This is a genomic window from Microbispora siamensis (genome assembly GCF_016863095.1).
Taxonomy (GTDB): domain Bacteria; phylum Actinomycetota; class Actinomycetes; order Streptosporangiales; family Streptosporangiaceae; genus Microbispora; species Microbispora siamensis.
This window is the reverse complement of record NZ_BOOF01000019.1, coordinates 1-12,338: the sequence shown is the minus strand read 5'-3', so window position 1 is coordinate 12,338 and position 12,338 is coordinate 1. Positions and strand designations below refer to the sequence as shown.

The window sequence follows — 12,338 nt, the reverse complement described above, 5'->3', positions numbered from 1 at the left end:
ATGAGGGAACCCCTGCCCGCCGACATGTTCGACGAGCTGTGTCCGTCCTCGCTCAATCCGATCCGATTCGGTGACAAGTGGGCGCCGCTCATCATCCACTGCCTGGAGCACGGGCCGCGCCGGTTCTCCGAGCTACGCGTGCCGCTGAACCGCGTCACGCCCAAGGTCCTCACCCAGTCGCTGCGGTCCCTCGAACGGGACGGTCTGGTCCTGCGCACCGTCTACGCCGAGGCCACCCCGCATGTCGAGTACGAACTGACCCCGCTCGGCCGCAGCCTGCTCGAACCGCTGGCGGTCGCCTACGCCTGGGTGGCGGAGCACTGGGACGAACTGCTCGACGCCCGCGAGGCGTACGACGACGCCGCCCGCCTCGACCGCGCCGGCTGACACCGGTTGGCGCCGTGGCCGCCTGTCGGGCACGGTCTGACAGTGATCGAACTACGTGTCCTGAACGAAGACGACTGGCCGATCTGGCGCGAGGTGCGGCTCGCCGCGCTTGCCGAGGCGCCGCAGGCGTTCGGCTCGACATTGTCGGAGTGGCAGAGGGAGGCGACCGCGAGGGGGCCGCCTGGCGATTCCCGGCTCCCACAATGTCATCGCCGTGATCGACGACCGCCCGGCCGGAATGGTCAGCGGCATTCCCGCCGAAACGAGCTGATCTCCCCGTGCGTCGTGACCGTCTGGCCGCGCCGGCGCCGGAGCTTCGATTGCTCGATCCAGACGGTTATGCGTAGATCTTCCATCCTTATCAGCGATCAGGCATCAGTGAGCCAGCCGACTGATATAACCCCTGCGTGACCTACCGATTCACCGCCCGCGCAGCCGGCGGAGACGAAGAGCTCGATGAGGATTACCGCGACGCCGGAGTAGCAGAATTCGAGGATGGCACCGGCTTCACTCTGGTCTTCATGAGCGGCATCGAAGAGGCTGACGATCAGGACGTGGATCTCGGCCTGGACACCTACTGCCTGGTCACCGCCGATCAGGGCACCGCCTACGGTTGCGTTCGAGAAGTCGCTATTCGCGATGACACATTGCGCGTTGTGCTCGACCCCGCTGCTCTGCAGGATCTCGGTTTGGACGACCCGGTAATCGAAGCGGTGTTGGACGTCCCCGAGGCCGACGTGAACCGTATGCGTGAGGTGCTCCGCAGCATATTCAGCTATGGAAGAGCAGACGCAAGACCGGTGCTTGTCGACCTGTGAGATCGACCCGGCTCCGCCGCCCGCATTCTCATCGACAAGCACATTTCGGCGCATCCCCGCATCCTGAGGACAGGGCGAACGCGTGATCAAGAATCGCCGGTCGACGCCACGGTTGGCCGCCAAGGCGATGGCAACCGCCATCCGGATCCACAGGATCGAGACCGAATCTGGGATCGCTACCATGCCGATCATGGAGAGACTGGATCCTCGCCGTACCGCGTTGCTCCTCATCGATCTGATGACGCGCATCGTCGAGCAGCCCACCGCACCACACGCCGGATCCGACGTGGTCGCCCGCTCCCTCGCTCTGGCCGACGCGGTGAGAAAGGCAGGGGGTCTCGTTGTCGCCGTGCGGGTCGAACGGCCAGGCATCGCGGAGCAGCCACCGGGCAGCGAGCTGGTGGAAGGGGTGTTCGGTGACCTGGAGATCGTGAAGCGCACCTGGGGCGCATTTCACAACACCGGGCTGGAGGAGGCATTGCGTGAGCATGCCATCGACACCCTGATCATCACCGGGATCGCCACGAACTTCGGCGTCGAGCAGACCGCGCGCTTCGCCGACGAGTTCGGCTTCAAGGTGATCCTGCCCGAGGACGCGGTCACCGCACTCGACGCACACGCCCACGAGTTCGCCTTCGACTACATCTTCCCGCGCATCGCCACGGTCAGCACCACCGCCGAGGTCGTGGCAGCACTGGAGTGAGAGCAGTGCTGTCAGATACTACGACGATGGCATCCGCTGATCTCCGCTGTGCTCTCGTGTGAGCAGGTTCGCTGACGACCCTGAGCTACCAACGACCGACGCAGGGAGCGCCCTGCTTGCCTCTTGGGCCGCCTGAATGTGTCAGTCCTGTTCGTCATGATCGGTACGCATGGAACCGTACGTACCAGGGAGTGCCATGGCAGAGATCATCAAGAGGCTTCTCGATCCTCAGAAGATAGAGCGGTACCTGAAGGGGGTTGCAGACGTCGAAGCGCCGTGGAGCGTCGCCGGCCTCCTCCCCCGGGACATGTGGATCTCCAGGGGCCCCGACGGAATCGCACTCAGCGCCACCCGGTGTGAGCACGCTCTCATTGAATACGAACTCTGGGACGGCGAGCCACCTGCCTCGGACTGGGATGAGAGCTGGTCGGGAAGTGTTCACCTGACCTCCGGGAAGGTCTTGGCGCTCAGCGGCTATCAGGGAGACACCACTGAGTATGAGGAGTTCGATCTCGGCCGCCGTGATCACGAGTGGCAGGTCAGAGTCCACCGCAAGCTCCTCAGCCACGAGAATTTCACCGCGGACATCATCGGCTTCGCCCTGTTCAAGTTGCAGTTCTGGTCGCCCTCGGAGGCCGTTCAGCCCTCCCCAGAGGGCCGACCGACCACATGCCCCTGAACAGCGAGAACTACGGGAGGCAGGCGGTCATGATACGTGACCCCTGACTGATCCCCTCGTGCGCCGTCGCCCCACCGCGGAGCGGCGGCGGACCGGGAACGGAGGGGCAAGGCTGGCCTCGCGATGTACGTCAACCTGGTCATGGTTACACCGCGAGGAGTTCCCGACCCACCGAGAGGCCGTGGCGCACGTCGCCAAGCGCGCGGCCGAGGGGCTGCGGTTCCACGATCTGCGGCACCCAACGCCACGTGCTCGTCTCCGGCGGTGTCCCCGTGAGCGACGTGGCACGCCTCCTGGGGCGCGAGCAGATGTACACGACGCTCAACCGTTGCACGCACTCCTCGCGCGACCGCTACGGCAGGGCTCGGGCGGTCTTCGCTGACTTCTGCCCCAGAAACCGAACAGCTGCTCGTCGTTGATCTCCAAGGCGAGGAGGACCCGAGCTAGCGCCAAAGCTTTGAACAGCGAAAAGGCCCGTTGGAGTGGTGGACTCCGACGGGCCTTGATCGTGTGGGCGATACTGGGATCGAACCAGTGACCTCTTCGGTGTGAAGCAGATCGGCCACATCGCCGACGTGCCATTGAAGGGGCGTTGACCTGGGCTGACCGGCCACGGACGTCCGTACGGTTCTACGGGCGTCCGTGGCCGTTGTCACTCAGTTCGTCACCCAGGCGGACCACCGGACGCAACGCGGCTCTACGTCTCGAGTTACCCCGCCCACGTCACATTAAAGATCGTGATGAGTTCCTCGGCCTCGTCCACCTTGAAGTACAAGACGCCAAAATCCCCGAAGGTGCTCATGCGGAATTCAGGCTCGTCCTTGTAGAGGGCGCGCGCATCCCAAGGCTCTTCCACGAGATCCGTCGTGCGCAAGATCAGAGCATCGAGCGCCTCCTCTGGAAGACCCTTCATCTGAGACAACGCCGCCACGTGAAGCTTCACGCGGTAGCTCATCGGTGGTCGGCCCAACCAGGAAAAGCGTCCTCCATCGAAACGAACTCATCGCGCCGATTCTCACGAACCGCTTGCTCGGCCCGAGCGAAGTCCGGATTGGACACCGCAGCCGCATGTAGCCGCCACACACGCAACAACTCACGAAGTTGCTGGAACCGCCATACCTCGTGGGCCGCATCCAACGCGCTGTGATACTCGCTGAGAAACTGCTCATGCCACCGCTCCGGCAGCACACGCAAGATCTCCGCAGGGTCGTCCTCGGCGTGATGTACCGGCTCAGCAGTCATGCCATCAGGCTACCGCCGCAGCCTGGGGCACCCCGAATGTTCCGCCACTTCGATCGACTCACGTCGTCCCGGCAGACTGTCGGCATGCGCAAGGACGATCACCCCGGGGACGTCGAGGCCCTCCTCCTCGATCCCAACTCGCAGATCCGCGCCTCCCAGGACGAGTCGGCATGCGGCGAGGGCGCCTGGGCGGGTGGAGCCGAGGCCGTGGAGGGCTACCTGCGTCAGGTGGTGGCCGATCTCAATCGAGTCCCGGATTGGTGGTTGAGCACGCGGAGTTCGGACACTACGGCTCCGGCTACGCGTCATTTGTGGACGTCTTCATGACCCGGCGAGACGGATCCGCGCGTCGAGTCGATCCAGACGGCTGTACGACGGCTGAAGGATTGCCAGTGGCGTTGTGCCGCCTCGCCCCGATCGCCCGCATCCTGTCGCCCGGCGAGCCCTCCCATCACCCCGACGGTCGCGGGTACCACTCCAGGCCAATGCTCGATGCCGTCACCGACATGCCGATCCCCGGATGGGAGGAAGGCTGCCAACAGATCTCCCAGGTCCTGGATCGGCACCGCATCACTCTCGTCAGCCCTCACCTCCTCAGCCGGCCGGCCTTGCCCCACCTGAAGATCGACACGAACCTCGACGACGGGCCGCACTATTCGATCTTCGACGTCTGGTTCCACTGGATGGACTGACCGCCGCGACCAATCCATGGAATGCCGGGTCACCGGAACGGTAGTCACTCAGGCAAGACGAAAGCGCCACGAACGTGGTGGGCGATACTGGGATCGAACCAGTAACCTCTTCGGTGTGAATACTCGTCGGCCTTCATCAGGGGTGCCAGCGGCTGCCATGAAGTAGTCCTGCCTCGGCTGGCAGTTCTCATGGGTGACGTGTAGCGCGATCCATCGTCAGCCGTCTTGCTGACTTCTCGCTGACTCGTCAGGTGGTGGCAGAGCTCTCCTCGCTGATCACTGAAATAGGTCTAGCCTGTCTCGCGCGCGTTGCCTGTCCTCGCCCGTGAAGAGCTCCGCAAACTCCAGCTTCAGCACGTGTGCCTCCACGGTTAGATCAAGGCGCCCGTGGCTCCGGAGGGTTTCGAAGCCATCCGAGATCTGGTCGCTCCACAGAAGTTGCCTTGCGGTGGCGAGTCCACCGCGTTCCGAGACCATCTGGATGAAGCGCGTCGCGTTGTACCCGAGATCCCTCTTCGCAGTCTGATAAATCTCGACCATCGCCCGGTGGAACCGGCGCTCGGTCTCATTCACGCTTCCCCTCCTCCAGAGCAACGATGAGTTCCGATCCAGAGCTAACGGGTCCGCTCAACACGAGGACGTAAGGCGCACTCGTCGCAGGTAGAACTGACCGGCCTACCCTCTGCGTTCAGGAGGCCAAGTTCTCGGGCGCGCTCTTGCCGGCGCGCGATCCCATGTCCTTGTTGCCAGGGAATCTGTGTGAGCCTCCACCAGGTCATGCCATCCTGGTCGGGGTACCGCATGAGACGTTCGGCAGGCGTGTCGACCAACGAAGAACAGTCAGCGCGGTGATGAAGAACGCGGCCAGAACCTGCGCAGAAGACCTCGCCGTCTGAAGGCACGAGCCCGTAGGCGTCACCCTCGATGTGCTCGACCCTGACGATCTCGCCCTCGAAGGGAGAGATGGCTCCGCGGCCCACCCCCGAGGCATGGAGGTCTATCTGACCGGCCCTGGGTCGGCAAAGCCCACATGTCTCCACTGCCATCTCGTGGATACAGTCCTCAGACACAAGACCATGCTGGCAGTTAACCTTCCTTCCTGCCAGATCCCTCCGTGCCAAGCTCAACTGGGACACACAGGGCGAAGGACTCAGTGTGGTATGAGTAGGGCGAGACTAGGTGTAGCAGGCTGTGACGATGACGAAGCACGACCTGGAGGCCGGGGGCCTCGGGCTGATCGACCAAAGCGCCGGCGCTTCTCGGCCGAGTACAAACTGCGGATCGTCGCGGAATACGACGCGGCACCGCGCGTTCCTGTTTTGTTGCCCGCGTGGGCCAAGAGTAGTTCTTGGCCCACGCGGTTGTCCGGTTCAGCTGCCGGGGCCGGTGTACCTGCCCCGACCCTGACTGCCCCACGGACCGTGGTGGTCGTGACCACGGTTACCCAAAGTGCCATCGAACCCCTCTGGATCATCGGAGTAGTCGCCGTCGGCGATCAGCGTGTCATCGCCGCTGGGGCCGCCCGTCTTAAACGACGCAACGTGATCGGTGCCGGCGACGGTGCCGACGTCTGGCGGCTGGGAGCCTGCCGGAGTCCAATTGCTTCGACCGCCACGGTCACCGCGCCGGCGCCGCTGCGAACGTTGCGCATCCCGGTCGGCCGCGTTCGAGCACTTCAGGCACGCGCAGCCCGGCACCGGGAGACGGTCCACGTTCTCCCAGCATCCATAGTCATTCTTGTGCCGAACCATAATGGCCCGTCCTCTCCCGCGAATGATAGCGGAATAGAAGGAGATGCGAGATTCGCGCGCCCCATTACCACAGCATCCAACTGGGCAGGAAAGTCGCGCTACAGGTACAACCTGCAAGATCACGCCTGTTCTCAGCGGGCTATTATGGATGAAGATGAATATTAGTCAAGCATAAGCGCTAAGATCGACTATCGGACGCTTACCGCTCTGACTCACGCACGATATCTGCAATGCCATATGCACCGATCTCAAGCATCCGGTCTAACAAGTCCAGAACTGCCGATCGGCTATTCCTTGATGTCGCCTGAGCATAAGCCCGAATCAACAGCTCGCCGACGTGCCGTGCATCCCCAGCGGCACCAGTACGAATGTCTCCGGAGTCAACGCCAAAGACTTCAACGAAGCGTCGCGAGCACTGCAACACGAGGTCGTCGACCCTATCCGGAGCCCGGTCCAGGGTGATTAGTAGCTGAGCGAGAGCGTCACTAAACGCAGCCGACGAGATAAGGCTCCTAAGCGCATCTCTATACGGTCGTAGGCGCTGTCCCCTCAATGCCCCCGCTACTTCGGCGGCAGCCTTGCGTACCTCACCTTGACCATCCTGCATGAATTGCTCAAGCCCCCGCCTTGCGACCACCGTGTCAGAGGTATTTGCGAGTCGATGAGCGCAGGCACCCGCAGCCCCTTTGCGAAGAGCGAGATCATCGGAGGCGAGTACGAAGTCAAGCAGGTCTGGCATCTCCCACTGCATTGCCGCGAGCGCCGCCAGCTGCCCGCCAACCTCTCGCGTCTCAAAGACCGACGACCTGACCATGCGTTCGATAACCGGCTTGGCAAGGTCAGGGTTCTCGTAGCCGAGATAGGCGATTAGCCGACCGACCGTATGGGTTGCCAGTAGCATATCGTCGGCATCGACAAGTTGACTGAACGCCCTCAAAGCTCTTGGTCGATCATGACGCATGGCAACATGGAGGACATGTGCCACGCAGGAGCGTACAGCGGTGGACGGGTCCGCAGCCATACGGTCGAGAACAGGCACAATCAAGGCCGCCCGAGAGCCGTCCACATCGTAAACAAGGAGGTCTCCCAGTATCTCCGCAGAGCTGCCGCGTGCCGAGTTCATTCCGGAGGTGTAGAGATCCTCGCCTCCAGCGAATTCGCGGTTGGATCGCGAAACGGACAGACTCCCGTCAACTGGGTCGGCCGCATTGACCGCCCGGTCAACGACCATCTCTACGAGATCTTGGGGCACGACCTTGAGGTACTTCCGGAGCGCCCAGCCCAGCCACCGGTCGTTCGCCGCTTGCCCGAGAGAGGCTATATGCCGGACAGCGTCGAAGACTGGAGCCGGATCGGCGAGTGGGTCTGCGTCAGCCAGCGCAAGAAGGATGGCTCCGCTGTATGCAGGATTTGTACTCTCGGAGAATCGCAGCGCGAGACGTGTAAATCGGCCAAGGTCTCCTATGGCCTCGTCTTTGAGCACGTGAGATTGCTCTTGCGCGCCTCCCGTAAAAGTTCGCCAGTCCGTTCTTTCTGCATTGTGCTTGGCTATCGCGCCCAACCACTGGTCGTCATTCATCTTCTGGGCCGCATCGCGGGAGATCGGCGGACCTACGAAACCACCGGTCACTCCCTCCGGCTCTGGCGGCTGTTCCATGCCGGTCATTCTGCGCAACTCGCCAAGGCGGCGTCGGCCAACCTCCGAGAGGCGGCCCTCATCCATTGCCGATAGCAGGTTGAACATGTACCAACCCGGTCGCTGCTTCTCCCACGGGAACCGCAGGGCGAGAATAGCCGCCTCAACCTGCTGGAACGATTCTTCGGTGATAAAACGACTCGTAGCATGGATGACCTGACGGGCGGCCCACACCGAGTTCTCAATGTAGCCACTCATAAACCGTTGGGGTCCTTCGAGCATAATATCCGCTGCCCATTGCGCAAGTGGCTCACCCGCACTCTGTAGTCCCTGGTACAAGAGCCACTGTGCAGAATCGTGAGGGTCAGCGGCAAGGATGCCAAGTATTGCCCGCGCCGCAGTAAGATCATGCTCCACATGAAGTCGTATGGCGGATGCAGCACCGTCTAGCAGGGCGTCCTCTAGTTCATGCGGGGTATTGTTCGGATAACGCCAGGAGAAGTGTCTGTCGCGCAACGGGCGGTTATGCTTGCTTTCAAGAGGCGTGGCGGCCATCACCCGCAACATATACGGGATAATGGTTTCGCAGAACGTCTCCGGCGCTCCATGGGCTCCTTGTTGAGCAAGGCTGATGACGCTGTGGTCCCGATCGAGAAGCGCGGCTACCTTTCCGTCAGCATCGAGCGACATAGCCCCTGGACGATCAACAAGGTATGCGGCCAGCAACTCGACAGCCCACGCCGGTTGATGCTTGCCAAGATCATGAGTTGACAACCATAGCTCATGTTCCGCGCTCTCGTATGCGCCGCTTCGGACGGCCTCCAGCAGTAGCTCAAAAATTGGCCGACTCTCATAGACGTTAGCAAACCGCACAACCCAGCGAAGCCAGCTCGGATACGCCGCCCTATCCGTGTGTGGCTGCAAGATCTGAGCCAGCCGATCAGGGTCATGCTTGGCCACGCCAACCATCACGTCTAGCGCACGCGATTGCTCGGTCGCGTCATCCCCAGCCAGCCAGTCCTCAATCAAGCCTTCAGCATCAAGGCGTTCGAACCACTCGACTCCGCGTAGGGTGCGCCACAGTTGGTTCTCGAAGGCTGGATGCTCCTCCAGTACGGCCGCGATCATTCCCCATTCGCGTGTCGTCGGATTAGGCAACCCACCAAGTAGGGCGATGGCAACGTCCTTGATGTGGTAGCGGACGTCCGGGCTCAGTAGCAAACCTTCGACCTCACCCGCAAACCGGCCGGGCTCAAGGTCCCGCAAAAGATTCATGATCTGCCGAACTTGCGCTCGCCTAAAGAGTTCCTGCTCACCGTCGGTCAAAAACTCGACTAGCGTCTGGTTGCGCTCAATCCAGCCACGAGCAAAAGCGTAGTCAAAAAATGCTTCGTGGAAGAATGCGATTTGCTGACCGTCGCGAACCAGCACATGCTCCGACACGAGCACATCTGCGTCAACCGACAGATTCCCGTTGTCGAGTACCGTTGCTGGAACCGATAGGTGTTGGCGGGCACTTATGGCTTCAGCGAGAGTTGAAATTACTTCGTTGAACCGGACGGACTCCCGCCTCTGGACGCAATCGGTGAGTTTACGTCGCCAGAAAGCGTCGAACAGGTGATTTGTGGTCTGAAACGAAGGCGCCTCGGCGTCGTCGGCGACGCTACTAAGCAGGACAAGGTTCAGCGGGGAACGGAGGAGGTTTCGTTGGTGTGCGCTGAGGGCCGAGACGTCTAATCCTATTGCTCCGACCGCTTCCTCCACCTGCGTATCGGAAAGATCTGCGACCTCGATTCGCTTGCAGTGCTTGTCGTTCAGCAACTCGCGGATGCGGTAGTCGTTCTCCACGTCGAATTTCCGACAAGCAAGCAATACCTTCATGTTGGGAAATGCCGATGCCTCTCGGACCAGACTTGCGACAGCGTCGAAACTGCGCGGCGTCCGTCCCGACGCGAGACTCACGGCATCCAACTGATCGACAACGAGGACGCAGGGGAGGTTGCCTGCTATAGCCGCAAGTGCTGTGACGGGTGAAACGTCCAGACCAATCCGGCTGCCCAACTCGGTCGTTGTGGCAAAAGGATCAAGGCGGTCGATCCGGAAGCAGAGAACGGAGGTGTCTGTCGTTTGAAGAGTCCGAAGTACTTGGTGTAACACGGCAGTCTTACCGCCGCCCGCTTTGCCCGTCAGTAGTAACAGACTGTCTGTGCCGTCCAACGAATCGGCAAGTTGTTGAGCCTCGCTGCGCTCAATGGCTGGCTGGAGGAACTCACGCTCGACGCCAGCGGCCCAATTCTCGGTGAGCGATCGAGCCTGGTTGGCAATAGAAGTTACTCGCCTGACTTCTGTCCGCCGGAGGCCATATTTGCCCAGTTCTGCTTCAATCTTGGTGGCATCAAGCCGCACGCCGAGGTTGTTGGCAACCAAATCACCCAGTCCAGCAGCCGCCAGGACGCCTGTAGCGCCCTCCAACTGCAACTCGGCAAGCGTGGCATTCGTCTGAACGACATCTCGCTCGCTCGGCCAGTCGATCCAGAACCCTCGAAGCACCTTCCAGCTAACGTCCTGCGATCCAAAGATTCCCGGCGAGCATAGGTCGGTGAAGGCGTCTCGGAGTTCCCTGTTGGTCAGCCAATCACGCACGAACGACCCGGTACTATCGGACCGCCTTGCTCGATCCGCGAGGCTTTGCAGCGCTACGGCAGGCAGGATCGAGACGAAATGAAAGTCTCTACCGGCGTCAACATGATGCTGGGCATTCTTCCAGATTCCTTTATCCTGGAGAGACTTTACCGTCCAGCTGTTCGCTTTACTGTCCTGGCGCTTTAGCTGATGAACCTCGATAGCGTCTTGGCGACGATAGGTGAACTCAACGCCTTGTGCCAAGTCGCCAAAATCCTCGACGGTGACTGATTCCGCTTTTCCGGCAAGCACGAACAGGAGGTGCCGTACCGTCCAGGCTCCTTCGTAGCGGTTGCCAAACTTGTCAGCCTCGCCGCCGGCTCGTGGACTCACGATACCTCCTCACCAATCTCCAACCGGAATAGGCCGTGAATCAGCATTTGAAAAATTCTTCTCCGATTTTTATTGAACCAGTTTGGGCGCATGTCAATGTAGTGCTGCCTAACGCGAGTAGCCATCTTGAAGATACTGGACTCGTCCCGTGCGGAGGGCCCGGCCACCTCTACGGCTGTCCGCGCGAGCTCTGTCGCCTCGTGGGGGTCGCCTACGTTCGCCACCTGGTAGGCGAGCGAACCGATGAGGTTGGACTCAAGCGTGCGGTCTCCGGCTTCGTGGGCGGCCCTGATGCCGAGCCGGTAGGTGTGGGCCGCCTTCTGGTGCTCTCCCGCGTCGCTGGCCACCCATCCCGCGATCTGGGCGGTCTCCCCGATGATCGACAGTAGAGCCCGGCCGACAGCTTCGGTGTAGGTGCTCTGGCGGTAGGCGCGCACGGCGGCGTCCAGTTCTCGGAAGGCGGGCCGGATGAGGTCCTTTCCGGCGATCACGTCGTCGGCCAGGCGCACGCCGTGCACTCGGGCCGTCAGATTCTCGATGGTGCTTTGCCCTAGCCGTCGGCGCCTGCTGCCGGTGGCGGGCCTGAGCGGGTCGGGCTGGCGCAGCAGAGCGTTGAGGATCTCGGCGGGTGAGCGACCCACCGGCGTCTGCGGCTCGCCGAACAGCTCGGCCTCCTCGATGCCGAATGCTTTGCTGTACAGGACGCGGTAGGGGTCCTTGGGCTGGTGTCTGCCCGCTTCCCAGTCTTTGATCATGCCGATCAGGGATTCCCGTTCGGGGAGACGGTTGTGGGCGTCGGCGGCTTCGGCGAGTTGCCGGGCCATGTCGCGCTGGGTCCACAGCCGTTCCCGTCGTTCGGCGCGAAGTCGTGCCGCCCAGCCCGGTAGATCGCGCATCGCGTGCACCTCGGGGGAGATTCGGGGGCTCGCATGTCTCCTTCAGTCTCCCTTACTCGCACTGTCAGCGGGTGTGTCTGCGGCGATGTGATGGAAGCGACGCCCAAGAACAGCGGGACCCGCAGGCGATCTCACCGCCGTACGGGTCCCTGAACCGCACACTGGAGGTGCGATCTGTGGCTCACCTTAAGACCAGTCCGGGACAGCCGGGCAGCGAAGCGGGGCGGCATGCCAGTGCACGACAAGCGACGGGACGCCCAAGTGATGAGGTTCATCGCCGGTACTGGGACGCCGAGCAGCGGCTGGCCGCCGCCCGTCTCGACGAGGTCGAGCCTGCCTGGGCCATCTCCTACGGTCTGGGGAGTCGGCGGTTCTATGCCATCGCCACCTGGCCGGTGCCCCACCCGCTGATCCTCGACGCGACGAGCCTCGATGAGCTGCGCGAGCTGATGCGTGAAGCCGAAATGACGCCTGCCGCATACGGTCACGTCCGGCACATCGGCGGAGGGCTGGCGTGAC

11 protein-coding genes are annotated in these 12,338 nt (G+C 62.1%); 6 read left to right on the top strand and 5 right to left on the bottom strand.

The features are described from left to right. From Msi02_RS18240 to Msi02_RS18225, 4 genes are all read left to right on the top strand, one after another. Positions 1-387 (top strand): winged helix-turn-helix transcriptional regulator, encoded by a 387-nt coding sequence (locus Msi02_RS18240; protein WP_204049479.1) that lies wholly within the window; start codon positions 1-3, stop codon positions 385-387. Positions 388-794: 407 nt separating this feature from the next. Continuing rightward, positions 795-1,205, top strand: coding sequence for an Imm10 family immunity protein (locus Msi02_RS18235; RefSeq protein WP_204049478.1), 411 nt, complete (start codon positions 795-797; stop codon positions 1,203-1,205). Positions 1,206-1,287: 82 nt separating this feature from the next. Continuing rightward, a complete protein-coding gene (locus Msi02_RS18230) occupies positions 1,288-1,908 on the top strand; it encodes an isochorismatase family protein (protein WP_204049477.1) in 621 nt (206 codons plus the stop codon). 196 nt (positions 1,909-2,104) lie between these two features. Continuing rightward, positions 2,105-2,587, top strand: a complete 483-nt coding sequence (locus Msi02_RS18225; protein ID WP_204049476.1) for a hypothetical protein — start codon at positions 2,105-2,107, stop codon at positions 2,585-2,587. A 709-nt stretch (positions 2,588-3,296) separates the two neighbouring features. Here the strand turns inward: Msi02_RS18225 and Msi02_RS18220 are convergent. Next, the gene (locus Msi02_RS18220; protein WP_204049475.1) at positions 3,297-3,530 is read right to left on the bottom strand and encodes a hypothetical protein; all 234 of its coding nucleotides are present in this window, start codon (positions 3,528-3,530) and stop codon (positions 3,297-3,299) included. 8 nt (positions 3,531-3,538) lie between these two features. Further along, positions 3,539-3,829 (bottom strand): DUF6247 family protein, encoded by a 291-nt coding sequence (locus Msi02_RS18215; RefSeq protein ID WP_204049474.1) that lies wholly within the window; start codon positions 3,827-3,829, stop codon positions 3,539-3,541. A gap of 257 nt (positions 3,830-4,086) precedes the next feature. On the opposite strand from Msi02_RS18215, the gene Msi02_RS18210 reads away from it, so the two are divergent. Continuing rightward, on the top strand, positions 4,087-4,521 hold the full coding sequence (locus Msi02_RS18210) for a hypothetical protein (RefSeq protein ID WP_204049473.1): 435 nt from the start codon (positions 4,087-4,089) through the stop codon (positions 4,519-4,521). A gap of 276 nt (positions 4,522-4,797) precedes the next feature. On the opposite strand, the gene Msi02_RS18205 is transcribed toward Msi02_RS18210, so the two are convergent. The 3 genes from Msi02_RS18205 to Msi02_RS18195 form a co-directional block, all read right to left on the bottom strand. Further along, the gene (locus tag Msi02_RS18205; protein ID WP_204049472.1) at positions 4,798-5,094 is read right to left on the bottom strand and encodes a hypothetical protein; all 297 of its coding nucleotides are present in this window, start codon (positions 5,092-5,094) and stop codon (positions 4,798-4,800) included. Between the two features lie 1,377 nt (positions 5,095-6,471). After that, positions 6,472-10,923: an ATP-binding protein gene (locus Msi02_RS18200; RefSeq protein WP_204049471.1), complete on the bottom strand. Its 4,452-nt coding sequence runs from the start codon at positions 10,921-10,923 to the stop codon at positions 6,472-6,474. Next, entirely contained in the window at positions 10,920-11,819 is a 900-nt protein-coding gene (locus Msi02_RS18195; protein ID WP_204049470.1) for an NsdA family TPR-like regulatory protein, read from the bottom strand. The genes Msi02_RS18200 and Msi02_RS18195 overlap by 4 nt, the downstream gene beginning before the upstream one ends. Before the next feature lie 176 nt (positions 11,820-11,995). On the opposite strand from Msi02_RS18195, the gene Msi02_RS18190 reads away from it, so the two are divergent. Next, entirely contained in the window at positions 11,996-12,337 is a 342-nt protein-coding gene (locus tag Msi02_RS18190; RefSeq protein ID WP_204049469.1) for a hypothetical protein, read from the top strand. Position 12,338 lies beyond the last annotated feature (1 nt).

What these genes read in the sequence shown, in the direction of transcription:
- Msi02_RS18240 (WP_204049479.1), top strand. Translation starts at nt 1, where the DNA reads ATGAGGGAACCCCTGCCCGCCGACATGTTCGACGAGCTGTGTCCGTCC.
- Msi02_RS18225 (WP_204049476.1), top strand. Translation starts at nt 2,105, where the DNA reads ATGGCAGAGATCATCAAGAGGCTTCTCGATCCTCAGAAGATAGAGCGG.
- Msi02_RS18215 (WP_204049474.1), bottom strand. Translation starts at nt 3,829, where the DNA reads ATGACTGCTGAGCCGGTACATCACGCCGAGGACGACCCTGCGGAGATC.
- Msi02_RS18195 (WP_204049470.1), bottom strand. Translation starts at nt 11,819, where the DNA reads ATGCGCGATCTACCGGGCTGGGCGGCACGACTTCGCGCCGAACGACGG.